General features: G+C 70.7%; 23 protein-coding genes and 2 rRNA genes (1 of these 25 running past the window's edge). 11 read left to right on the forward strand and 14 right to left on the reverse strand.

Features of this window, described 5'->3' with window-relative positions:
• Positions 1-209: 209 nt before the first annotated feature.
• The 4 genes from OV090_RS08560 to OV090_RS08575 are packed head-to-tail and all read left to right on the forward strand — an operon-like array spanning position 210 to position 2,266.
• On the forward strand, positions 210-950 hold the full coding sequence (locus tag OV090_RS08560; RefSeq protein WP_267703038.1) for a DUF4388 domain-containing protein: 741 nt from the start codon (positions 210-212) through the stop codon (positions 948-950).
• A complete protein-coding gene (locus OV090_RS08565; protein ID WP_096331661.1) occupies positions 947-1,315 on the forward strand; it encodes a roadblock/LC7 domain-containing protein in 369 nt (122 codons plus the stop codon). Before OV090_RS08560 ends, OV090_RS08565 begins: the two co-directional genes overlap by 4 nt.
• A 4-nt stretch (positions 1,316-1,319) precedes the next feature.
• A complete protein-coding gene (locus OV090_RS08570; RefSeq protein WP_267703039.1) occupies positions 1,320-1,730 on the forward strand; it encodes a hypothetical protein in 411 nt (136 codons plus the stop codon).
• Entirely contained in the window at positions 1,727-2,266 is a 540-nt protein-coding gene (locus OV090_RS08575) for a protoglobin domain-containing protein (protein ID WP_267703040.1), read from the forward strand. The genes OV090_RS08570 and OV090_RS08575 overlap by 4 nt, the downstream gene beginning before the upstream one ends.
• 61 nt (positions 2,267-2,327) lie before the next feature.
• On the opposite strand, the gene OV090_RS08580 is transcribed toward OV090_RS08575, so the two are convergent.
• From OV090_RS08580 to OV090_RS08595, 4 genes are all read right to left on the reverse strand, one after another.
• Positions 2,328-2,630, reverse strand: coding sequence for a hypothetical protein (locus tag OV090_RS08580; protein WP_267703041.1), 303 nt, complete (start codon positions 2,628-2,630; stop codon positions 2,328-2,330).
• 33 nt (positions 2,631-2,663) lie between these two features.
• Entirely contained in the window at positions 2,664-2,909 is a 246-nt protein-coding gene (locus tag OV090_RS08585; protein ID WP_267703042.1) for a peroxidase, read from the reverse strand.
• Between the two features lies 1 nt (position 2,910).
• Positions 2,911-3,234: a hypothetical protein gene (locus tag OV090_RS08590; protein WP_267703043.1), complete on the reverse strand. Its 324-nt coding sequence runs from the start codon at positions 3,232-3,234 to the stop codon at positions 2,911-2,913.
• 311 nt (positions 3,235-3,545) lie between these two features.
• Entirely contained in the window at positions 3,546-3,758 is a 213-nt protein-coding gene (locus OV090_RS08595; protein WP_267707086.1) for a helix-turn-helix domain-containing protein, read from the reverse strand.
• A 992-nt stretch (positions 3,759-4,750) separates the two neighbouring features.
• Between OV090_RS08595 and OV090_RS08600 the strand changes: the two genes are divergently transcribed.
• Positions 4,751-5,485, forward strand: coding sequence for a hypothetical protein (locus tag OV090_RS08600; RefSeq protein ID WP_267703044.1), 735 nt, complete (start codon positions 4,751-4,753; stop codon positions 5,483-5,485).
• Positions 5,486-5,502: 17 nt separating this feature from the next.
• Here the strand turns inward: OV090_RS08600 and OV090_RS08605 are convergent, their stop codons facing one another.
• The gene (locus OV090_RS08605) at positions 5,503-6,024 is read right to left on the reverse strand and encodes a hypothetical protein (protein ID WP_267703045.1); all 522 of its coding nucleotides are present in this window, start codon (positions 6,022-6,024) and stop codon (positions 5,503-5,505) included.
• Between the two features lie 164 nt (positions 6,025-6,188).
• Positions 6,189-6,863 (reverse strand): hypothetical protein, encoded by a 675-nt coding sequence (locus OV090_RS08610; RefSeq protein ID WP_267703046.1) that lies wholly within the window; start codon positions 6,861-6,863, stop codon positions 6,189-6,191.
• 355 nt (positions 6,864-7,218) lie between these two features.
• Between OV090_RS08610 and OV090_RS08615 the strand changes: the two genes are divergently transcribed.
• Both OV090_RS08615 and OV090_RS08620 read left to right on the forward strand, forming a co-directional pair.
• A complete protein-coding gene (locus OV090_RS08615; protein ID WP_267703047.1) occupies positions 7,219-7,806 on the forward strand; it encodes a hypothetical protein in 588 nt (195 codons plus the stop codon).
• 180 nt (positions 7,807-7,986) lie between these two features.
• Positions 7,987-8,763 carry a PAS domain-containing protein gene (locus OV090_RS08620; protein ID WP_267703048.1) on the forward strand — a complete coding sequence of 259 codons (777 nt, stop codon included), beginning with the start codon at positions 7,987-7,989 and terminating at the stop codon, positions 8,761-8,763.
• Here OV090_RS08620 and OV090_RS08625 read toward each other — a convergent pair.
• On the reverse strand, positions 8,699-9,691 hold the full coding sequence (locus OV090_RS08625) for a sigma-54 dependent transcriptional regulator (protein ID WP_346660357.1): 993 nt from the start codon (positions 9,689-9,691) through the stop codon (positions 8,699-8,701). The two genes, OV090_RS08620 and OV090_RS08625, sit on opposite strands and share 65 nt — an antisense overlap.
• 120 nt (positions 9,692-9,811) lie before the next feature.
• Here OV090_RS08625 and OV090_RS08630 point away from each other — a divergent pair, with 120 nt between their 5' ends.
• Positions 9,812-10,222, forward strand: a complete 411-nt coding sequence (locus OV090_RS08630) for a hypothetical protein (RefSeq protein WP_267703050.1) — start codon at positions 9,812-9,814, stop codon at positions 10,220-10,222.
• A gap of 22 nt (positions 10,223-10,244) precedes the next feature.
• Here the strand turns inward: OV090_RS08630 and OV090_RS08635 are convergent, their stop codons facing one another.
• Positions 10,245-11,618, reverse strand: a complete 1,374-nt coding sequence (locus OV090_RS08635; RefSeq protein WP_267703051.1) for an FAD-dependent oxidoreductase — start codon at positions 11,616-11,618, stop codon at positions 10,245-10,247.
• Positions 11,619-11,922: 304 nt separating this feature from the next.
• On the opposite strand from OV090_RS08635, the gene OV090_RS08640 reads away from it, so the two are divergent.
• The gene (locus OV090_RS08640) at positions 11,923-12,513 is read left to right on the forward strand and encodes an isochorismatase family cysteine hydrolase (protein WP_267703052.1); all 591 of its coding nucleotides are present in this window, start codon (positions 11,923-11,925) and stop codon (positions 12,511-12,513) included.
• A 59-nt stretch (positions 12,514-12,572) separates the two neighbouring features.
• Here OV090_RS08640 and OV090_RS08645 read toward each other — a convergent pair whose 3' ends face one another.
• Entirely contained in the window at positions 12,573-13,439 is an 867-nt protein-coding gene (locus OV090_RS08645; RefSeq protein ID WP_267703053.1) for a hypothetical protein, read from the reverse strand.
• A 756-nt stretch (positions 13,440-14,195) separates the two neighbouring features.
• On the opposite strand from OV090_RS08645, the gene OV090_RS08650 reads away from it, so the two are divergent.
• Positions 14,196-15,068: a dienelactone hydrolase family protein gene (locus OV090_RS08650; protein WP_267703054.1), complete on the forward strand. Its 873-nt coding sequence runs from the start codon at positions 14,196-14,198 to the stop codon at positions 15,066-15,068.
• A gap of 54 nt (positions 15,069-15,122) precedes the next feature.
• Here the strand turns inward: OV090_RS08650 and OV090_RS08655 are convergent, their stop codons facing one another.
• Together OV090_RS08655 and OV090_RS08660 are read right to left on the reverse strand one after the other, a co-directional pair.
• The gene (locus OV090_RS08655) at positions 15,123-15,659 is read right to left on the reverse strand and encodes a hypothetical protein (protein ID WP_267703055.1); all 537 of its coding nucleotides are present in this window, start codon (positions 15,657-15,659) and stop codon (positions 15,123-15,125) included.
• Between the two features lie 173 nt (positions 15,660-15,832).
• Positions 15,833-16,255 (reverse strand): DUF4440 domain-containing protein, encoded by a 423-nt coding sequence (locus OV090_RS08660; protein ID WP_267703056.1) that lies wholly within the window; start codon positions 16,253-16,255, stop codon positions 15,833-15,835.
• A gap of 5 nt (positions 16,256-16,260) precedes the next feature.
• On the opposite strand from OV090_RS08660, the gene OV090_RS08665 reads away from it, so the two are divergent.
• A complete protein-coding gene (locus OV090_RS08665) occupies positions 16,261-18,411 on the forward strand; it encodes an FG-GAP-like repeat-containing protein (RefSeq protein WP_267703057.1) in 2,151 nt (716 codons plus the stop codon).
• Positions 18,412-19,079: 668 nt separating this feature from the next.
• Here OV090_RS08665 and OV090_RS08670 read toward each other — a convergent pair.
• From OV090_RS08670 to OV090_RS08680, 3 genes are all read right to left on the reverse strand, one after another.
• The gene (locus tag OV090_RS08670; protein WP_346660358.1) at positions 19,080-20,270 is read right to left on the reverse strand and encodes an MFS transporter; all 1,191 of its coding nucleotides are present in this window, start codon (positions 20,268-20,270) and stop codon (positions 19,080-19,082) included.
• A gap of 915 nt (positions 20,271-21,185) precedes the next feature.
• Positions 21,186-21,302: ribosomal RNA gene (gene rrf, locus OV090_RS08675) — 5S ribosomal RNA — on the reverse strand.
• A 168-nt stretch (positions 21,303-21,470) separates the two neighbouring features.
• Positions 21,471-21,809: ribosomal RNA gene (locus OV090_RS08680) — 23S ribosomal RNA — on the reverse strand; it runs 2,604 nt beyond the window's last position.

Genomic DNA, 21,809 nt, shown 5'->3' on the forward strand with positions numbered 1-21,809 from the left:
TCGCAGCGCTCTGCGCTGCCGGCTCGCCCCGATGACGCCGGGGCAGGTCGACCTCGCGCGCACACGCGGCGGACGGTGTCCGGTTCAGCTCACGCGCCCCGCAAGTCTTGCCGGCACGACTCCCTGGTGTCGCGTATCGCCGGTGATACAGTGCAGTGCATCGATTGGCTGTCGACCGGAGAATTGCGGTGATAGAGCCCATACGCGCGTTGCGCCCCCGATCTACCGAACTCCTGCGCGGCGACCTGCGCGACGTGAGCCTCGTCTCATTATTGCAACTGGCGCAGGTCGAGGCGATCAGCGGCTGGCTGCGCATCGAGGGTCGCGGCGACATCAGCTTGCTCAAGGGTCATGTCGGCACCGTCGCCTGCGGCCGCCTCACCGGCGTCGAGGCCCTGCGCGAGCTCGCCTTCCACGACCGCGGCCGCTTCGTCCTGGCCCGCGGCGAGCCGGCCGGCGACCGCACCTGCGACAACGTCCCCTTCGCCCTGATGGACGCCTATCGCCTGCGCGACGAGTGGAAGCGGCTGGCCGACACAGTGCTGCGGCGGGTCGACGACAAGCCGTGGAAGCCCACCGGCGGCCCGTTCGACCCGATCGTGCTCGAGCTCGACGGCCGCCGCAGCCTCGCCGAGCTCGTCGACCCGCACCCCGGCATCACCACCCTCGTGATCGACGCCGCCCTCGACGCCCTGCGCCTCGGCCTCGTCGAGCGCGTCCACGGCGTCCCGCGGCGCCCGCCCCCGCTCGCGGTGGTCGACAGCGAGGACTACGACGACCTCGTCGACCGCGGCCGCGAGCTCACCCGCCGCGGCGAATTCGACGCTGCCGAAGCGCTGCTCCGCCGCGCCCTCGCTCGCCGCCCGGACGATCGCGCGGTCCAACAGAATTTGCGGGTCCTCGCCCGGCGTCGCGCCGAGGCCGGACCCGACCCGGAGGAAGTCCGATGACCCGTTCCGAACAGATAAGCAAGCTGCTGCGCAACCTCTCCACCACCACCCCCGACATCGAGGCCGCGGCCGTCGTCGACAACGACGGCCTCCTCATCGCCTCGGCCTTGCCCGCCGACGTCGAGGACGACCGGGTCGCCGCCATGAGCGCCGCGCTCCTCGGCATGAGCGAGCGGATCGTCCGCGAACTGGCGCGCGGCGAATTCTCGCTGGTCATGGTCCGCGGCTCGCAGGGCTTTGCGATCCTCGCCCGCACCGGCGCCGACGCGGTGCTCACCGTGCTCGCCACCGAGGCCGCCAAGCTCGGCCTCGTCTTCCTCGACATCTCGCGCGCGGCGAAGGAGATCGGCCGCCTGCTCGGGTGACCCGATGCTCGGCGTCGAGGCCCAGCTCACCACGCTCCTGGGCGGCATGAACCGCGGCGGCGGCTACCCGCTGTCGCTCGTCTGCACCGACCAGGGCCTGCTCGTCGCCGCCGCCGGCGAGCACGCGCGCAGCGACGTCGCCGCCGGGCTCACCAGCCTGTTCGACGACATCGTCAACCGCGCCGTCCGCGACCTCGGCCTCGCCGGCGTCGACGAGCTCACCCTCGCCGCGCCCGACGCCGGTCGTGTCGTCATTCGCCCGCTGGCGCGCGACTGCGTGCCGCGGCTGTTCCTCGTCGTATTCGTCCCCGGCGGCCGCACCTGGCGCCGCCACACCAATCTCATCACCCGCAAGCTGCTGGCGCTGCTCGGCCCCTGGCTCACGCGCGCCGCGGCTCCGCCGGAGACACCATGACCGACACGTCCGAGATCTACGCCGCGATCCAGCGCTTCATCGGCTTCGACGCCGACGACGCCGCCCGTCTGCGCGAGATGGCCCCGCTGTTCGCGGCCCACGGCCCCGCGCTCACCGACCGCTTCTACGCCAAGCTCGCCGCCGACCCCGAGCAGGCCGCGCTCATCGCCGGCCGCGTCGACTCCCTCAAGCAGACCCACCTGCGCTGGCTGAACGAGCTGTTCGGCGGCGACTACGGCGAGCGCTACTTCGCCGAGCGCTGGCGGATCGGCCTCGCCCACGTCCGCGTCGGCGTCCGCCCGTGGTGGGTCGAGGCCGTCACCAGCTTCCTCCGCGGCGAGGGCCTCGCGCTGCTCGAGGCGCACGTCGAAGATCCCGCGCGCCGGGCCGCCGCCGGGCGCAGCCTGCTCAAGATCCTCGACCTCGACCTCATGATCATCAACCTCGCCTACGCCGACGACCGCGTCGACCGCCTGTGCCGCTTCACCGGCATGAGCCGCAAGCTGATCGAGCGCTGCATCGCCCAGGCCCGCTGACAGAGCTGCCCGATGTGACATGCTCTGAACGACATGTCACATCGGGCAGATCACCAGTCGCTCACTTGTAGCCGCGCGTGAGCAGCGTCTTCGCCGAGGCGTCGAACGACGCCTGCGACGGCACTTCGAACTCGAATGCGTCGGCCAGGCGCGTGATCACGTTGAACGCGAACGCCACCATCAGCGCGTCGAGCACCCCCTGGCGCGACACCCCGGCGGCCAGCACCGGCGCGACGTCGGCGGCGGTGAGCGACTCGCGGGCGCGCGTCACCTTCGTCAGCAGCCGCAGCGTCGCCTTGACCTTCTCGGGCAGCGCCGCGCTGTCGGGGTCGGCCAGCGCCGCCGCGACCGTCTCGTCGCCCATCACCTTCGACGCGACCGCGCCGTGGGCCCGCGTTCAGAACTCGCACTCGTTCTTCTTCGACACCCAGGCGGCGAACAGCTCGCGCTCGCCGATCGACCACTCGGACGGCCCGCGCAGCACCTCCTGGAACACCGCGCCCATCGGCGCGCCGAACATCTCCGGCCGGTAGCGCAGGGTGCGGACGACATCGGGCGCCCGGTGCCCGCTGAGCACCCGGATCAGCGCCAGCATCAACTTCTCTCGCACGCCGCGCGGCGCCTCGATCGACGGGATCCGCATGTCAGCCCTCGCTCTCCGCCAGCGCCGCCGCCAGCGCCGCCATCGCCGCGTCGAACTGCCGCGTCGCCTCGCCGACCGCGGTCGCCACGGTGAGCTCGAAGATCGCGTCGTCGCCCAGCCCCGCCTGCCGCACCGCCGCCATCATCGCGTCGTCGACGCGGTACGCGTTGCGCTGCACCGTCGCCACGTACGCGGCGATCGCCCCCGGCTCGCCCTCGCCGTCGTACGCGCGCCGGCGAGTCGCGCGGTCGGTGACGCCGTCGCGGCCCAAGATCGCCTGCTGGACCGCGCTCCGCAGCGCGCTGAAACGATCGACCTCGTGCATGCGCCGAGCATGCCACAGCCGGTCCACGGCGGGCGAAACGGCGACGAGGCGACCCACGCCCTGCCGGCCCGAGCCCGCCCCGCCGCTCCGAGACTCGCTCGGGCGTGCGGGGCGCGCTCGCGCCCACGGGACCTACTGAACTTCAGGACATGTACTTCGGAGCAGAACTCTGGGTCGACACCGGAGCCGCTCGAGGGGCGAGGTTCGGCGCAGCCGGACAGGTCCGGTGCCGCCGTCGTGCGGCGCCCGTCGAGGAGCGCCGCGGGGCCGGTCCGCGCCGCCAGGACGCCAGTCCTGGACGCGGCGGTGGCTCAGCTCGTGTGCGCCGACGCCGACGCCGACACCGCGGCGGACTGACCGGCCCGACGCGGCCACTCGAGGCCGAGCTTGACGATCCGCCGCTTGAGCGCGTGGCGGGTGATGCCGAGCAGAGACGCCGCGCCCACGATGTTACCGGCGGTGGTGAGCGCCTCGTTGCAGAGGCGGCGTTCGGCGTTCTCGAGGTTGAAGTCTTCCAAAATCATCTGTGGCAAGGTCCGTACTCCGTGTGACGATGTGTATATCGCAACGGAGTGTTCTCGCGCGGATCAAGCGGAGCCGAGGCGGCAACTCACGACCGTTCCAGCCCCGCTTTTACGGCCGTCTGTGCCGGCGTCGCGGCCGCGAGGCCCCGCCCACGAGCGGCCGCCAGCGGGCTCCCCGCGCCCTTACACGCGACTTTCACGAAGATTCATCGCCGCCCGCGGCGGTCCGATCGCCGTCGCCGGTCGCCTGCGAGATCGGTCGAGTCCCACATCCACGAACTATGGCGACACGCGCGATTCTGCGCAATGCCAATCCGCGGTGACGCCAGACCCCTGCGACCGCCCGGCGCGCCCGACGACGCGGCCCGAGCGAGCCACGACCGCGTGGCGACGTCGTCGGCACGCCCGCCGCAGCGCGGTCGGAGCGACCGACGGTTCGCGCCCTCGTCGGCACGCCCGCCGCGGCCTGTTCGATCGCGTCGTCGGAGCGGCAGGCGTGGCGACGTCGTCGGCACGCTCGCCACTTGCAGCGGCGCAAGGTCCGACGCACCGCGAGCGATCGACGCACGTCGCTCCCACTCGCGACGACCTCGGGCCCCGACGGGAGCCGGCGGAGATCCGTCGGCGATCATCGCGGACGAGTTCATCACCAGGCGCGACCCGCTGGACGACTCGAGCCGCCGACGCTCCGTCCCCCGCCGCGGGCTACCACCGCGGACGTCTTGCCCCACTGCTTCGAGCCCGCCGTGCCGGGCTGCGAGCACCTGGGCGCGCCAGCCCGCACGCTCCTCACCTCGCAGGAGCCACCCGCACCGACGCCACGTGTCCTTGCGCCGCTGCACCGCGAAGCGACTCGCTCACAGCGTCGGCGACGAGCCCCGCAGCCCGCCTTTTCGCCGCCGCGCGCGGACCTGCTCGAGCAGGACTCCCCGCCCACGCCATGCGCGATTTTTACCTGTCACGCCGGCGACACCCTGCCTCGTCGTGCCTGCATGAGTCCCGCGACCGACCCTTCCCGCGACGCTGCGCGCGAGCGCGCGCTCATCCGTGTTCAGGCTGCCAGCGGCGCCCTGTTCGCGCTCTTCCTCCTCGCCCACCTCGTCAATCAGATGTTCGCCACCGCCGGGCCCGAGGTGTACGACGAATTGCAGGGCCAGCTGCAGACGGTCTACCAGGCGCCGCTCGTCGAGCTCGCGTGCGTCCTCGGTCCGCTGCTCGTGCATATCGTCGTCAGCGTGTGGCGAATGGCGCGACGGCGACGGCGCGGCCAGAAAGCCTCCAATCACCCGCGGGCGCGCTGGCAACGGATCACCGCGATCGTCCTGCTCGTCTTCACCCTCGGCCACACGATTGCCACCCGCGGCCCCTCGCTGGTGTACGGCGTGTTCCCCGGCTTCGACGGCGTCGCCTACACCATGGTGTGGTTCTTCGCCTATTTCTTCCCGTACTACCTGCTGTTCTCGCTCGCCGGCCTGTACCACGGCCTCAACGGCCTCGCCCTCGCCCTACCACGAATCGGCTTGCCGGTCCCCGCGACGCTGCGCTCGGGCCGGACCGTCGCCGGCCTCTGGCTCGTCGGCGCAGTGGCCCTGGCGCTCGGCATGGCCGGCTTCGCCGGCGCCTTCCACGACGTCCACGAGCGCGCCGTCGCCAGCCCTTACGCGCGACTGCTGGTCGACCTCGGCATCTCGAGCGGCCCGGCCGAACCATCACAGCCGGCACGCTGAGAGCATTGATCGACCGCTCACGTCCACTCGCACCACGGCGCCGTCTCCGCCGGCACGTAAATCGCTATGCCCTCGCAGGGGCCGACCGCGAAACCGTCGAAGGTCTCAATCTCCGCGCTCTGGACGCAATGACCACAGGCATAGCCGCTCGGGAATTGATTCGCCCACGGCCAGTCGGTCAGCGCCACCACCGGATCGGGGCGCCAGACGATGCTGTTTTTCCCTGAGATCCCGAGCATCTGGTCCAAGAAGTCCTCGTCGAGGACTCCGTCCGGGACCACGAGATCGAGCGGCACCAGCACCAGCATCCCGATGCCGATCACGCCGCCGAAGGTCGCCTCCAGCGGCAGCGGCTCCCGGATCGCCACCGAGAATTCGTGACCGTCGACTGCGCCGTCCCCGAAGCTGTAAAGGCCTTCGCCCGTCGACGTCTCGATCGACCACAGCACCAGCACCTTCACCGGCACGTCCGGCAGGTCGCCCTGGATCCGCCCCCGCACCACCAGCTCGCCGGCGTCGGCCTCGCCGCCCGTCGTCATGATCGCCGACGGGCCCGGCTCGTGCGAGCCGGAGCCGCCGACGGTCGACGCCGCAGCGCCACCCTCCTCGGAAGGGCAAGCGGCCAGCAGGAGCAAGGCAGCCGACATCGCAAGAACGATTCGCATGATGATTCACCCATCCTGAAATGACGGCAACGCGACGTCTACGGTTCGCTCGTCGGGTACTCGATGACGCCCACGTCGTCACAGGTCGACTGGGCTGTGCCCGTCCTCCAGGCGAGCAGACAGTCGAAGCGCCGCGACGGGTCGGGCTCGGCCTTGCAGCCCGCGAAGTACGCCGAGTCCTTCAATGGGTAGACGTCGGCCGCAGTCTCCTCCACCGAGGTGCCGTCCAGGTCCGAGATCCAGGTCCAGTCGCGCCCAAGGCCCCGACGCGCCGGCAGCACCTGGATGAACCCGCCCCACAAGAATTCGTGGGGGAACGAGAAATCGCCTGCGACGTCCGGATCGTCGGGGACGTAATTGTCCTCGTAGGCGATCACGCCGGGTCGCCCCATGATCAGATCGTCGAGGGCGCAATCGAGCTTCTCCGCGTCGACCTCGAATCGAGCCCAGGCGCCGCAGATGTCGTCGCCCTGCTCGTCTGCGGAGACGCAGCCCCGGGTGACGATCCCGCACGAGCGCTCGCGACACAGGAGCGAGTCGAAGCCGAACTGCTCCGGGTCGATACATTCACAGACGGGCCCGTCCGCGTCGTCGAGGGGAGCGCCGCCCTCGCTGCCGACCACGGCGGCCGGCGCGTCGACGGGCGAGCAAGCCGCGCTCACACAGAGCAGCGCCAGCGCAGCGGGGGCATGGCAGTGGGACAGGCGAAGCATGGCTGCTCGAGGAGTTTGCCCGCGGGCGGCGGCAAGTCTGCGCATTTCGCCACTCGGCGAGGGCGAAAAATCGCAGCAAAGATTCCAGAGCATGCGCTGCGCGGCCCGCAGTCGCCGGCCGGCATCACGCTCGCGTCATCTTCTTTCTTGCGCGAGGAGCATGCCTCGTCCGAGACGAACGTCCTCGTCAGGTTCTCGTCAATTCCCGCGAAGGCTCGGCTCGCCGCGGTGAATGACGATTGTCCAGCACGCTCCGGCGCGCCGCGCCGCCCGTTCGCCACACAGCCCAGCGGCCCGTCCGGACGGCGCCTTCGCTCGGTTGCCAACTCGACGAAGCCGCGCATAGTCGCAGGCCATGATCACCAAGCTCTCTCCGCTGCCGCTCGTCGCCCTGCTCGGCCTGTTCGCGTGCAAGGAGGACGAGGCGACCGCCAACTCCACCATCTCCGACCTGCCCGCGAACAAGAAGGTCTCCGAGCTGAGCGCGGCCGAGCAGGAGCAGCTCTGCGAGGCCACCGCGACCTACTCCACGCGAGAGATCGACGAGGACGAGGTCCGCCGCGCGGTGTGCTCGCTCCAGGGCATCGTGCTCTCGTCGACGCTGCACGACGGCAGCGTCGACGCCTGCATCGCCGCCCGCGACGAGTGCGTCGCCGCGCCGGAGAAGCCCGCCCACGTCGAGTCGGAGGAGAGGACCTGCCCCATCGATTGGTCCACCTGTACGACGACGGTCGGCGAACTCGACGCGTGCATCGAGGAGGTCGTCGCCGAGCTCAAGTCATTCTACATGGAGCTCGATTGCGGCAACATCGGCAAGTACAAGGACGAGATGCCGAGCAAGGAGCCCGCCGTCGGCGAGGCGTGCCGGCGCGTGCAGACCAATTGCCCGGGCTTCGTCCCCGGCGACCTGCTCTCCAACCCCCAGGAAGCGCCCACTTCCTGAGCACACCTGCGACCCGCGGCCGGCGTCGAATCGCCTCGGCGCCTGCGTCTGTGGAACGCCCGAGCCGATCGAACCCGCCCGAGGCTGGCCTCGGCGCGGCGGTCGAGCCGCCGGCGTAGGCAGCGCCCTCACGCGCCTGGTCGCCCCATTTCGCCCCGGTTGTGCTCTACCATCTTTCGCGTGCAGGAACGCCTCGCGAGGGAGAGCATCGGGACTCTGCTTGCGCTCGCCGACATGCTGCCGGGTGCGCTGTATCGCTGCCGCAACGACCCCGACTGGACGATGGACTTCCTCAGCGCCGGTGCCCACGAGCTCACCGGCTACTCGGTCCACGAGGTGGTCGACGCGCGCGCCGTCTCGTACGGCGTCGACATGATCGTCGCGGAGGATCAGGCCCACGCCTGGGAGGTCGTGCAGGCCGGGCTCACCGCCCACAGCAAGTGGGAGGTCGAGTACCGGATCCGCCGCCGCGACGGGCAGGTCCGCTGGGTGTGGGAGCAGGGCCACGGGGTGTTCGCGGCCGACGGCTCCCTCGAATTCCTGGTCGGCTACATCCTCGAGATCGAGGACCGCAAGCGCGCGGAGGCGCTGCTCAGCGACCGCGAGTCGGAGCTGGCGCGCAAGAACGCGGAGCTCGAGGCCGTGTCGATCCCCGTGCTCGAGGTCGCCGACCACACCCTCGTCGTGCCGCTCATCGGCGAGCTGACCGCCACCCGCGACGCCCGCCTGCTGAATCTTCACCGGCGTGCAACCCCGCGTCGCCCGCGTGCTCGTCGGGCTGGACGTGTCGCTCGGCGAGCTGCGGACCGCCGGCTCGCTCAAGGACGGCCTCGCGCTGCGACAGGCGTAGCCCGGTGCACGTACCGGTGCGGCGCGACCGCCTCGCGCCGCCTCACCCCGGATGCGGGACGCGGACCTGGCCGGTGGCGATATAGCGTTGAATCGTCCGCGGGCTGATCCGCAGGCGAGTCGCCGCCCGCCGCGTGTCGCCGCCCGCCTCGATCAACGCGGCCTCGACGATCTTGCGGACTATCGCGTCGAGGCCGTCGTCCAGCGAGAGGACCAGCGGCCCGGCCACGCCGGCGGCGAGCTCGTCCGACGCCTGCGCGCGCATGTGCTCCGGCAGGTCATGTAGACGGACCTGTCGACCGCCGCGCAGCAGGCACAGGCGCTCGATGATGTTGCGGAGCTCGCGGACGTTGCCGGGCCAGTCGTATTGCAAGAGCACCGCGCGCACCGGCCGGGTCAGCCGCGGCGGCTCGACCCGGTGGCGCGCAGTCGTCTCGGCGATGAACTGGCGGATCAACGGCATGAGCGCCGAGCGACGCTCGCGCAGCGGCGGGACCTGCAAGGTGACGCCCTCGATGCGGTAGTAGAGGTCGGCGCGGAACCGTCCGGCGCGCACGTCCTGGGCGAGCGGCCGCAACGTGGCGCACATCAGGCGCACGTCGGCCTCGAGCTTGGTGGTCCCGCCGACTCGCATGAATCGGCGGTTGTCGAGGAAGCGGAGGATCTTCGCCTGCATGGGCGCGGGCATCTCGCCGATCTCGTCGAAGAACAGGGTGCCGCCGTCAGCCGCCTCGACCTTGCCGCGCGCCCGCTCGCTGGCGCCGGTGAACGCGCCCCGCTCGTGACCGAACAACTCGCTCTCGAACAGCGACTCCGGAATCGCCGCGCAGTTGATCGGCACGAAGGGTCCGTTGCGCCGATCCGACAGCTCGTGCGCCCGCCGAGCGAGCACCTCCTTCCCCACCCCGCTCTCGCCGATGAACGTCAGCATCACCTGCTTGTCGGCGACGGAACGCAGCACCCGATCGAGCTTGCGCATGGCGGCCGACTGCAAAATCGGAGCAAAAGCGGCGACAGCTTGTCGTTTCTTCGCCATGGCGCGGCCAAAGATACGCCCGTTCCGTCGCCGTGTCCCGGAAAGCCACCCCGAGGGCTCGCCAGGGGCCGTGTGCGACCCAATGCGGCGCGTGGCACGCTTGCTGCAGTCCCTGCGGGCGTGACCTGCCTTCAAGGCACCAAGACGACTCTCGGGGCGGTGTTGCTGATCGGCGCGGCGACCCGCTTGACCCACGTGGGGGACCTGCTGCGTCGCTTCGGCTTCGCCGTGCACGAGCACTACGGGGTCCCCACCCCCGCGCAGATGGGCGACCACAGCGCCCACGAGCTCCGCCTGGCGATCGTCGAGGAGGCGCTGTGCATCGGCGCCGGCGTCGACCCGCTCACCCTGCTGCACGAGATGCCGTCGCAGGCGTCGATCGTGATCGTGCCGCAGTCCGGCTCGCTTCGCGACGAGCGCGCGACGACCGGCTCGACCCGTTGCCGCTACCTCTCGCCCAGCTTCTCGCCGATCGAGCTGACCCTGACGATCGTCGACGCCCTGAAGTGGCGAGCGAGCGGCGCGAACTGACGCGCCGCCGCGGCAGCGCGCGCTATGTCCATAGTCCGCGATTCACCGCGCGGAGCACCGCCCGCGCGCAGGCGTTGCCGCCGCGGACGGCCCCCTCCTGCGAACCGAAGAACTCCTGCTGCGTCCAGTCGCCGGCGAGGAACAGGTTCTCGACCGGAGTGACCTGGGAGGGCCGCCGCGTCATCGCTCCGGGCAATGGGCGGACCAGGTGGTGCTCGTGCTTGAGCACCACCTGCTTGACCACCTTGGCCGCCGCGATCTGCGGATTGGCGGCGCCGAGGTCGGCGCGCACGTGGGCCACGATCGCAGCGTCGTCCCAATTCATGAGCGGGTCGGCGGGGCTGACGATCACCGAGATCCGGCTGCCCTGCGCGTAGGGATAGGTGTGGCGCGACTGATCCTGATACACCGGGCAATTGCTGCCGGCCACCATCGTGAAGCCGTCGCGTCGGGTCACCTTGCGGTCGAACCACAGCTGCACCGAGATCGCCGGCGCCGTCGGCAGGTCGAGGATGTCGGCGAAGAACGGCCGGTCGCGCAGCGGCGTCGGGATCTTCGGCGCGAACACCCACGCCGGCAGGGCGATCACATAGACGTCGGCCTTGAGCAGCTCGCCGCCGACGAGCTTGAAGCCGGTGATCTCGCCCGTCTGCGCGTCGTACCCGATCTCGTCGAGCGCCACCTTGGTGCGGATCTCCACGCCGCGCTGCTTCAGCCAGGCCGCGAGCGGGGCGAAGATCTGCGAGTCACGCGCGCCGCGATAGCCGCCGAGCCGCGCCCGCAGCGGCCGGATGAGCGTCTGATGCGCCCAGCCGAGCAGGTTGTAGGCCGAGAACTGCTCCGCGTCGGTGAACTGGATCGCGCGACAGAACGGCCGCAAGGCCCGCTCCAGCGCCTGCTGCGAGCCGCTCGCGCGCCGCCACCAGTCGACCACCGTGAGGCGATCGAAGCGGCGCAGCAGCGCCTCCGGCAGCGCGGCCGGGGCCAGCAGCGGCAGCAGCGACAGCTTGGCCAGCGGCCCCAGATAATCGTTGTTGCCCAGCGCGCCGAGCAGCGTGCGCAGCGGCGCGTACAGCGGGTTGGTGCCGAACAGCGCCGACGGACCCCCGGGCGTCTCGAACCGCAAATCGTCGGTCCAGTACAGCACCTCGCGCGGCGGCCGGCCGATGTCGCGGAGCAGCGCCCGGAACTGTGAATATGCCCCGAGGAACAGGTGGAGTCCCTGCTCGACCCATTCGCCGTCCTGGTCGAGGAAGGTACTGGCGCGCCCGCCGAGGTAGGCCTGGCTCTCGAGCACCGTGACCGGCAGGCCGGCCTCGGCGAGCAGCTTGGCGCAGGCGAGGCCGGCGAGGCCGCCGCCGGCGATGACGACGCGGGGGTTGGAGCGCGGGAGCATGAACTGTGGGTGTGCCCGAGGATCGCGGCGCGACAAGCTGCGGGCCGGCGAGCGGCGAGGACGCGGCGAGGTCGTCACAATCGGCGCGCGGATCTGCGGCCAAATGCCCCGACCGCGCCCCCGCGACCGCGGAAAAACCCCGGCCACGCGGATGCGCGGTTCGTTCTCGCGCAAGCGACGCGGACAGCGGTCCCAGCGGCGTGCGAGGCCGTTCGCGGGCCTCGCGGCGCGCCTCCTCGCCACGCGCCGCCTCCGCGTTGCCGCTCGCGCGAAATGATGCATGACAGCGGCGAGGATCGCCGCGATGTCCGACGCGCCCAACCTGTCCGACGACGACGAGAAGGGATGTCACTACGCGCTGCTGATCATCGACATGATCAACGGCTTCGACTTCCCTGACGGCGAGCGGCTACGACCGCAGGCCGAGGCGACTGCCGGGCGGATCGCCGCGCTCGCCGCTCGCGCGCGGGCGGCCGAGGTGCCGGTCATCTACGTCAACGACAACTTCGGCCGCTGGCGCTCCGACTTCCGCCGCGTCCTCCAGCACGTCCGGGCTCACACCGCCGGGGCCGCGATCGCCGAGCGCCTGGCCCCGGCGGAGCGCGACTACTTCGTGCTCAAGCCGCGCCACTCCGGCTTCCTCGGCACCTCCCTCGAGGTGCTGCTGGCCCACCTGGAGGCGCGCTGCCTGATCCTCACCGGCATCACCGGCGACCTCTGCGTGCTGTTCACCGCGATGGACGCCTACATGCGGGGCTTCGAGCTGCGCGCCCCCGGCGACTGCATCGCCTCGGTCGACGAGGCCAACAATCGCCGCGCCCTCGAGCTGTTGCGCGAGTCGATGCGCGTCGACACCTCGCCGGCGCAATCGATCGACCTGCGGCGCGAGTCATGACATTGCGCGGCGCGCCGCCGGCGTCGATGCGACGCGCGACGGCGGGCCGCTGGTGACCGTCACGGCTCGATCGGGTCGCCCCACCACCCCACGTTGCCGAAGCCGACGAAGCCGCTCTCGTCGTCGCCGACATGGACCTCGTTGAGCAGCGAGCCGCCGAGGGCCGCGCCCTGGAAGGTCGCGCCGATCTCGATGCCGGTCACGACCCACTGCGGCTCCTCGTCCTTGTAGAGCGTGGCCGGGTCGAGCGAGCCGTTCAGGCCGGGCGGCAGCAGCTCGACGCGCAGCGAGGCCGACTCGGCGTCGACGAACTGCAGCACGCCGTCGCGGTGCTCGTCGAACTCGAGCCCCTCGGTGACGAAGTCGAAGCCGACGTCGACCTCGAGGCGATCGAGACATTCGCCGGGGAAGCCCTCGCCGCCGAACTCGGGGTTGATCTCCGATTCGATCCAGCGGATCTCGCCGCCCTCGTAGCGAAGCTCGACGGACAGCGGCAGCGTCACGCCGCGCCAGGCGTCGGCCAGCGACAGCGGCTCCTCGGCGAAGGTCAGGAGGGTCGAGCGCGGGCCGAGCTTGTCGGCCAGGAGCCCCTGAGCGGTGTTGCCGAGCGGCGTGTCGGCGTCGACTGCGATGACCGTCGGCGTGTCGATGCAAGGCGCGCCCTCGCCGTCGGCCGGGCCGGTGGTGTCGCCGGGGCCCTCGGTCGGGTCGCTCGTGCTCGTGTCGCCCTCGGTGGTGGTGACGATCGGCTCGTCGCCGGTCGGATCGCCGCTGGGGTCGCCCGTGGGGTCGCCCGCGGTCGAATCGGTGCCGGCGCTCTCGGTGCTCGGCTCGTCGGTCGTGCTGTCGATCGGGTTCTTGTCGGGGTTGCAGGCGAACAGCACCGCCAGCGACAGGGCCATGGGGGACAGGTTGGCTTTAATCATGGTGTGCGTTTCAGGTAAGTGGTTAAGCAGGGAGCGGAAGCAAATTGACGATAGCATCTGGCCACCGGGGGACGCAAACACCTATCGACGTGATCGATGCCTCGACGGGGCCCCTGTCAGCGTTTGCATTTGCGCGGGGGTGCGCTCCGCCGGCCGCACCGCGACGTGCAGGCCATACCAGGGCACGGATGTCGCGGGGACGGGCCCGGAGCGCGCGGGCGACGAATACCGAAGACGCCGCGATGTGATCCGTGTCGGCGAGACGAGGCGCGTGATCACTATATACATTGTCGATGGCGAGCTCGACTGCGACGCGCCGCGCTTCGCCCCCGTGCGCGAGGCCGATAGGCTTCGTCAAGCTTCAGGTGAGCGGCGAGCTCGACTGCGGCGCACATCGGCCGACGAGCGTCGTGAATCGCCGGCGACTGGGAGGCTGGACGGCGTCACGTCGCTCTCGGGGTTCCATGCCGGCGCCGACGAGCGTCGTGAAGCGCCGATGATGACGAACGGCACAGCGTCCGCCGATCTCCCGACGCGCGCTTGCTGCTGCCGAGGCGCCGCCCCCCGCGCTCACGTCCCGGCCCGCGAGCTCGCCGCGGCGCCCACGAGCGTGGCGTGAGCCGCAACCGCCGCCGCGAGACCTTCACGGGGCGAGCCCATGCAGTCGGCCCCCGCGCCGGGGACCCGGACCGGCGAGCACTTTCGCGCGAGCCCGGCCCGGGCGCGCCGCGGTGCTACGATTGTTTCACGGAAGAGATGCTCCGACGAATCGCAGGAGTCGCGCGTGGCCGCTCGCTCGCGGCAGCGTGCGCGTGGTGGTCCGCGTCGGCGCCGGCGCTCGCCGCGGCGGAGCAGCCCGAGTTCGTCGAGTTTCGCTCGGACGACCGCCAGGACACGCCGCTCACCGGCTATCTCTACCGCCCGGCCGGCCCCGGGCCCTTCCCCGCAGTGATCGCGCTGCACGGCTGCAGCGGCCTGTTCAGCACGGAGCCGCCGAAGCGGCTGTCGGCGCGCCACGACGACTGGGCCGAGCGCCTCGTCCGCCAGGGCTACGTCGTGTTCTTCCCCGACAGCTTCGGCTCGCGCGGCGTCAGCAACGTGTGCAAGACCCGCCCGCGCCCGGTGTCGGTGGGTCGACGCGCCCGCGACGTCCAGGGCGCGATCGCCTGGCTCGCGCGCCAGCCGTTCGTCGACCGCGAACGCCTGGCCCTGCTCGGCTGGTCGCACGGCGCCACCAGTGTGCTGCAGCTCGCGGACAGGCGACGCCCGGCCGGAGCCGAGGTCCGCACTGCAGTGGCGTTTTACCCCGGCTGCCAGCGCTTCCTCGCCGATCGGAGCTGGCGGCCGCAGATCCCCCTCACCATCCTCATCGGCGCGGCGGACGACTGGACGCCCGCCGAGCCGTGCCGACGCCTGGCGCAGCGGTTCCCGGGGATGATCGACCTCGTCGAGTATCCGGGCGCATTCCACGGCTTCGACGCGCCCGGCCAGCCGCTCCGCCTGCACACCGGCCTGGCGTTCACCGCCTCGGGCACCGGCAAAGCGCACACGGGCACCGAACCGCAGGCGCGACGCGACGCGATCCGCGAGGTCAAGCTGCAGCTCGATCACGCGTTCGCCCGCGACTGATTGCAGAGCGATCGCAACACCACGATGACCACGTGCATTGCGGCGACGGCCGTATCACTCCATCGATTCGTAGTCGAACCAGTGGGCGAGAAATTGTCCGAACGAGTCGTACTTCCACCAGAATTCGTAGCGCCGGTGGCAGCCGAGCACGCGAGGATGGCGGCCGGGCCGCAGCACGAGGACGTGCTCCTGGCTGCCCGACATCGGCAGCTCGAGGCTCGGCGCGTCGGCGAGGCCGCGCTCGGGGAGCATGTCGATCCAGGCCGCCAGGAGCTCCGCGCCCGAGGGATCGGCGGGGTCGCAGGGCCCGTCGGCGGGCGTCACGAGCCAACGCGCCAGGACCTCGCGCAGCGGGCTCAGGTTCAGGCGCGGCGCCTCGGGCGGCGCGGACGGGTCGAGCAGCGGCAACCACGTGGCGTCGTAGGCGAGCCACGCGGCGAGCTCCGCAGGCAGTTCCGAACCATCGGGCAGGCGCAGCCGGGCGAGCTCCGCGGGCCCGAGCGGGCGCGGGTCGCGATAGGTCTCGTACCACGACTTCCCGACGTCTCCCTCGCTGCGGAGACGGTGGACCACGTCGTCGACGGTCATCATGCCGGCTGCGTACCACGAAACGCGCCGGCAAGAGCGCCCGACGTTCCCAGAGCTCGACCCGCTGCACCGCGCCTACGGGCTCGACGCCGAGTGCATCGCCGTCACCACGGAGACAAGGTGAATGCCAGCACCCCGCGACGCCAACAGACGCACTGGTAATGAGTTCTCGCGCCTCACCCCGCGCAGGACGTCAAGTGATGCCGCAGCAAGATCCACCCGGCGTCGCGCCGCTCCCACACGCTGGTGAAGCGGACCTGCTTGTCGCTGAGGACCGCCCCGCCGAGCCCGATGCGGCCGTGGTAGCGACCGGTCACCAGGGCGACCGCGCCGCCCGCGAGCGGGCGGACGTTGAACTCCTGGATCCGATACTCGACGGCCGAGCCGGCCGCGTCTTCGACGACTCGCGCGAGACCGTCGACCCTCAGCATGTCCTGCGATTGACGAATCACATCAGCCGCCGGCGCTGCGACCCGTGCATCCTCGACGTCACCTCGCCCCGCGCGGCCTCTCAGGTCTTCGTCTGCGGGCCTTCGCGCGTGACGGGATTCCTTCTTCCGGCGTCTCGGCCTAAGGTCCGGGGGTGCCGAGAGATCCACGTTCCGTGAGCTCCTGCCTCGCCTTGCTCCTCGCCGGCGCGGCCTCGTCCGCTGGGGCGGCCGAGCCGTTGCACGAGCCGTTTCGGGTCATGACCTACAACGTCCGGCAGGTCAACGAAGCCGACACCGGCGCGTACACCTGGGCGAACCGCAGCCCCGGCGTGATCGAGGTCATCGCCGACAACGACCCCGACATCTTCGGCGTCCAGGAGTCGAGCAGCAAGGTCATCCAGGACGACCTCGTCGCCGCCTTCGACGCCGCCTACGACAGGTTCCAGCCGACCAACGGCAGCCCCAAGACCATCTTCTTCCGCCGCGCGCGCTTCGAGCGGCTCGCCATGCCGCCCGAGGACGGCCAGGGCAACATCAGCATCCCCAACCCCTACCCCGAGGATCACGCCTGCTTTGACAACGCCAACGGGCGCACCGCCGCGTGGGTCAAGCTGCGCGACCTCGTGTCCGGGCGCGGCTACCTGATCGTCAACGCCCACGTCGCCCACGGCAGCGCCTGCTACCAGGCCCGCAACCTCGCCGCCGACGCCCTGCACGCGCTCATCGCCGCCCAGTCGGACGGGCTCGGCGTGGTCCTGTTCGGCGACCTCAACTCCGATCCGCAGACCGCCGGCGCTTCCGGCGAAGACGACATCGTCGCGCTGCTCGAGGCAGCGCAACCCGGCTATCGGCTCGCCCGCTCGGCCCGTCACTCGGGCGACACCTCCGCCGACACCGCCACCTTCAACAGCGCCTGGAAAGCGCCCAGCAACAACTTCTCGCGCCTCGACTACATCTTCACCAAGATCGCCGACGCCACCACCTACTACCAGAGCGTCGATCGACGCGAGGTCGACGGCATCACTCCTTCCGATCACTTCGCAGTGCTGGCGACCATCCGGACCGCGCCCTTCGGCCCCGATCCGCTGATCGACGATCGCGGCGACGCCCCCGGCGCCGCGCTCGCCTTCGCCGACGTCACCGGCGACCGCGCGGCCGACAAGCTCGTGTGGAAGTCCGGCGATACCCTGCTGCGCGTCTATCTCAGCGACGGCACCGGCCAGTTCGGCGACCCTGTCGTCGGCGCCGCCGTCGACGCCGGGCTGTGGTTCGCCGACGTCGACGGTGACGGCTGCGCCGATCGAATCGAACGGGACGCGGGCGGCGGCCCCCTGCGAGTCGGCCGCGCCCTGTGCGACGGCAACTTCGCCGCCTCCGCGGACAGCGGTGACGTCGTCGACGGCAGCGGCGCCCGGCTGTACTTCGCGCAGCTCGACGCCGACGCCTGCGCCGATCGCATGGCCTGGGACCCGGGCGCCCTCGACGGGCGGACCCGGGTCGCGCTGTCGCGCTGCGACGGCGGCTTCGATCCCGAGCTCGTCAACGACGACCCCGGCACCAGCACGAACACCGACGCGCGGATGGATCTCGCAGACGTGAACGGCGACGGCCTCGCCGACAAGATCGTCTGGGACCCCGAGGCCGTCGAGGGACGCACGCGGGTCTACGCCGGCGTCGGCGACGGCAGCTTCACGCTCCTCGCCGAGCACACCGGCGGCACCAGCGGCGTCGCTGCTTCGCGCTTCTTCCACGCCGACGTCGACGCCGACGGCCGCGCCGACAAGCTGTTCTGGCGCCCCAGCTTCCGCCAGGGCCACCCGCAGCTGTACCTCGGCAGGCCCGACGGCTTCGACCCCAGCCCGATGATGGTCAACTCCGGCCCGAGCGAGTCTACCGACAACCGCTACTTCCTCGCCGACATCGACGCCAGCGGCTCGCACGACCTCATCGCCTGGGACGCCGGCGAGGGCGGCGCGACCCGGGCCTACCTCGCCCTCGTCCACGCGCCCGCCCCCCCGGACCCGCCCCCCGACGACACCACGGGCAGCGAGCCGACCACGACCGGCGACGCTCCGACGACCGGCGATGCGCCCACGACCGGCGAAGGCCCGTCGAGCACCAGCGACGAAGCGTCGACGACCGACCCGAACCCGCCGGGGACGACCGATGCTGCGAGTAGCACGGCCGGCGCCAGCGACAGCGGAGGCGCGACCGAGGGCCACGAAGCCGGCTGCGCCTGCAGACAATCCGGCCGCCCCGACCCCGCCGGCGCCGCGCTGCTGCTGTTCGCGCTCGGAGCACGCCGCCGACGCCGCCCGCAGTGACTTGCTGCCGTGAGCTCGAGCCCCGCCGATGCGCTCGAGCTCGACGAGCTCGAAGCCCACACGCCCCCTCGACGAGGTCGTGCGCTTCGAGTTCATCCGGCGACTTCTGCGACCTCAGCCCATTCTCCCGTGTCTCGTGTGACTGCCCGGCGCGACGCGAGATGCCCATGTTCCGTGTCCTTCGAGTTCCCTGGGTTCACATCGTCTACCAACAATCGTACTCGCCTGACCTCGACCCCATCGAGCTCGCGTGGTCCAAGATCAAGGCGGCGCGACGCGGCCTCGGAGCGCGAACGGTCCTACTTCTAGAGGCCGCTATTCGCGCGTCTCCGGCCTCGTCACACCCGCCGATGCTGCTGGGTGGTTCAAGCACTGCCGCGTCAGCACGCCTCGAGGCATGTGAGAGCTGCTGTCAGCTCCCCGATTCATGCGACCTCGACGCGGATGCCGAGGTCGGGCAGAGCCCATGGATCTGCGCGAAACCTCGCCGGCCATGCCGCCGAGGCCACCGCAGCCGGCGACGAGGCCCTGATGGAGTCCCTCGCCGCCCACGGAGCGGGCGCTCGCCGAGACGAGCCGCGCCCATGAGCTTGCAGTCGATCTCGACCTGCGCGCGGAGCTCGTCGTCTGGCTCGCCGCACCGGGACCGCCGGCGCGCGCGCTGAGCTTCAACCTCGCTTCGCCGGCCCGATGTCCGGCAAGAACCAGGTCAAGAGCCCGATCGCCGGCAGGAACGAGCACACCGTGAACACGAACTGGATGCTCGTCGCGTCCGCGAGCTGCCCGAGCAGAGCAGCCCCGAGCGCCCCCGCGCCGAACGCAAAGCCGAAGAAAACTCCGGCGATCATCCCGACGCGCCCGGGCACCAGCTCCTGCGCGAACACGACGATCGCCGAGAACGCCGACGCCAGCACCAGGCCGATGATCACCGTGAGCACCTCGGTCCAGAACAGGTTCGCGTACGGCAGCAGCAGCGTGAACGGCAGCGCCCCGAGGATCGAGGCCCAGATCACGTACTTGCGACCGATGCGATCGCCGACCGGGCCGCCGATGAAGGTGCCGGCCGCCACCGCCGCCAGCAATATGAACAGGTGAATTTGCGCGCTCTGGACCGAGATCCCGAATTTGTCGATCAGATAGAACGTGTAATAGCTGCTCAGGCTCGCCAGGTAGATGTTCTTCGAGAACACCAACAGCACCAAAATGATCAGCGCCGTGCGCACCTTGCCGCGAGGCAGCGCGCCGGCGACGTTCGCGTGCTTCTTCAGATGGTCGGCGATCTGCCCGCGGTACCACTTGCCGACGCCGACCAGGATCGTCATCGCCGCCAGCGCCGTCACCCCGAACCACGCGATGCTCTGCTGTCCGTAAGGCAAGACGATGTAGGCGGCCAGCAGCGGCCCCGTCGACGAGCCGATGTTGCCGCCGACCTGGAACAGCGACTGCGCGAACCCGTGGCGGCCGCCGGACGCCAGCCTGGCCACGCGCGACGACTCGGGGTGGAACACCGACGACCCGACGCCGACCAGCGCGACCGCCAGCAAGATCGTCGCGTACGCCGGCGCCACCGACAGCAGCAACAGCCCGACCAGCGTGAACGCCATCCCGATCGGCAGCGAGAACGGCTGCGGTCGCCGGTCGGTGAACGCCCCGATCAGCGGCTGCAGCAAGGAGGCGGTCGCCTGGTTGGCGAACGTGATCAAGCCGATCTGCCCGAAGTCGAGGCGATACGCGTCCTTGAGCAGCGGGTAGACCGCCGGCAGCACCGACTGCATCAGGTCGTTCATGCCGTGGCACACGCTGATCGCCGCCAAAACCCCAAGGGACGGCGCGGGGATGCGGGGTTGCGCGGTGCTCACGCGGTGCGGAGTATATCGACCCCGCCGACTGCGAGCGCGGCGCAGATCTCGCGCGAGCGGCTCGTCGTCACGCATCCTCTTCTGCCCGGCGATGTCGGCGCTCTCGCGGCGCACGCGACGGCCCAGCCGACGCAGCGGCTGTGGATGTCGCCTGTCGGGTCAGCGCGATGAGGGGAGCGACGAGCTCTCTTTTGGCCCGGACCCCCGCGGCGCGCGCGACGGGTGACGCGCTCGACAAGCAGCCCGCCGCGATCGGCCCCGATGTCGGCGCCTTCGCCGCGCGCGACGGCCCAGCCGACGCAGCGGCCGCGTATGTCGCGTGTCGGGGGTCAGCGCGATGAGGGGAGCGACGAGCTCTCTTTTGGCCCGGATCCCCGCGGCGCGCGCGACGGGTGACGCGCTCGGCGAGCAACCCGCCGCGGTCGGCCCCCGATGTCGGCGCTCTCGCGGCGCGCGACGGCCCAGCCGACGCGATCGGCGAGCAGCCCGCCGCGATCGGCCCCCGATGTCGGCGCTCTCGCGGCGCGCGCGACGGCCCAGCCGCCGCGGCGGCCGTGTATGTCGCCTGTCGGGTCAGCGCGATGTGGGGAGCGACGATCTCTCTTTTGGCCCGGATCCCCACGGCGCGCGCGACGGTGACGCGCTCGGCGAGCAACCCGCCGCAATCGGCCCATGAGCTATCGAGAAGACGACCGCGTCTGCGAGACGCGCCGAAGAGGGGCGGCCAGCAGCTGCAGATCGCCGCGTTCTGCTGCGAGAACGACCGCCCTGCAGGACCTGGCCTGCTTCCCGCGGCGAGCCGAGGGTGGCCCGCGAGCCAACCGCAGGCATGGCCCGACGCGGCCCGATGCCCGAGCGCCGCGACGCCCGAGCGCGACCAAATAAAAAAGCCCCCTTCTTACGAAGGGGGCATAGCGCTGGCGGCGTCCTACTCTCCCACAGGGTCTCCCCTGCAGTACCATCGGCGCTGGAAGTCTTAACGACCGAGTTCGGGATGGGATCGGGTGTGGCCCTTCCGCTATAGCCACCAGCAAAACTTGTCGACGAGCTGCGAGGAGAGTGACGGCGGAGCCATCGAATCGCCTCGCAAGAGATCTTTGTACGCTGTGCACGGGGCTCCATCTCGGAGCGGGCCATTTGGCCTTTGTGCAGGTGTCGCTCGGAACCTCGGACTGCAAACCGCCACACGGGACGGTGCCCAAGGTCAAGCCGAACGGTCGATTAGTACCGGTTAGCTCCGCGCGTCGCCGCGCTTCCACACCCGGCCTATTAACGTCGTCGTCTACGACGGACCTTCAGGGAATCCTCATCTTGTGGTTGGCTTCCCGCTTAGATGCTTTCAGCGGTTATCCGTTCCAGACATGGCTACTCGGCAATGCTCTTGGCAAAACAACCGAAACACCAGGGGTCTGTCCATCCCGGTCCTCTCGTACTAGGGACAGCTCCACTTCAAGATTCCTGCGCCCACGGCAGATAGGGACCAAACTGTCTCACGACGTTTTGAACCCAGCTCGCGTACCGCTTTAATTGGCGAACAGC

This window comes from Nannocystis sp. RBIL2, assembly GCF_026626745.1.
Taxonomy (GTDB): domain Bacteria; phylum Myxococcota_A; class Polyangia; order Nannocystales; family Nannocystaceae; genus Nannocystis.

Bases quoted from the DNA above. Each gene is read 5' to 3' on its own strand.
- OV090_RS08575 (WP_267703040.1), top strand. From the start codon at position 1,727: ATGACCGACACGTCCGAGATCTACGCCGCGATCCAGCGCTTCATCGGC.
- OV090_RS08570 (WP_267703039.1), top strand. From the start codon at position 1,320: ATGCTCGGCGTCGAGGCCCAGCTCACCACGCTCCTGGGCGGCATGAAC.
- OV090_RS08595 (WP_267707086.1), bottom strand. From the start codon at position 3,758: ATGATTTTGGAAGACTTCAACCTCGAGAACGCCGAACGCCGCCTCTGC.
- OV090_RS08610 (WP_267703046.1), bottom strand. From the start codon at position 6,863: ATGCTTCGCCTGTCCCACTGCCATGCCCCCGCTGCGCTGGCGCTGCTC.
- OV090_RS08585 (WP_267703042.1), bottom strand. From the start codon at position 2,909: ATGCGGATCCCGTCGATCGAGGCGCCGCGCGGCGTGCGAGAGAAGTTG.
- OV090_RS08615 (WP_267703047.1), top strand. From the start codon at position 7,219: ATGATCACCAAGCTCTCTCCGCTGCCGCTCGTCGCCCTGCTCGGCCTG.
- OV090_RS08650 (WP_267703054.1), top strand. From the start codon at position 14,196: ATGCTCCGACGAATCGCAGGAGTCGCGCGTGGCCGCTCGCTCGCGGCA.
- OV090_RS08655 (WP_267703055.1), bottom strand. From the start codon at position 15,659: ATGATGACCGTCGACGACGTGGTCCACCGTCTCCGCAGCGAGGGAGAC.
- OV090_RS08605 (WP_267703045.1), bottom strand. From the start codon at position 6,024: ATGACGACGGGCGGCGAGGCCGACGCCGGCGAGCTGGTGGTGCGGGGG.
- OV090_RS08645 (WP_267703053.1), bottom strand. From the start codon at position 13,439: ATGATTAAAGCCAACCTGTCCCCCATGGCCCTGTCGCTGGCGGTGCTG.
- OV090_RS08635 (WP_267703051.1), bottom strand. From the start codon at position 11,618: ATGCTCCCGCGCTCCAACCCCCGCGTCGTCATCGCCGGCGGCGGCCTC.
- OV090_RS08590 (WP_267703043.1), bottom strand. From the start codon at position 3,234: ATGCACGAGGTCGATCGTTTCAGCGCGCTGCGGAGCGCGGTCCAGCAG.
- OV090_RS08625 (WP_346660357.1), bottom strand. From the start codon at position 9,691: ATGGCGAAGAAACGACAAGCTGTCGCCGCTTTTGCTCCGATTTTGCAG.
- OV090_RS08640 (WP_267703052.1), top strand. From the start codon at position 11,923: ATGTCCGACGCGCCCAACCTGTCCGACGACGACGAGAAGGGATGTCAC.
- OV090_RS08565 (WP_096331661.1), top strand. From the start codon at position 947: ATGACCCGTTCCGAACAGATAAGCAAGCTGCTGCGCAACCTCTCCACC.
- OV090_RS08580 (WP_267703041.1), bottom strand. From the start codon at position 2,630: ATGGGCGACGAGACGGTCGCGGCGGCGCTGGCCGACCCCGACAGCGCG.
- OV090_RS08600 (WP_267703044.1), top strand. From the start codon at position 4,751: ATGAGTCCCGCGACCGACCCTTCCCGCGACGCTGCGCGCGAGCGCGCG.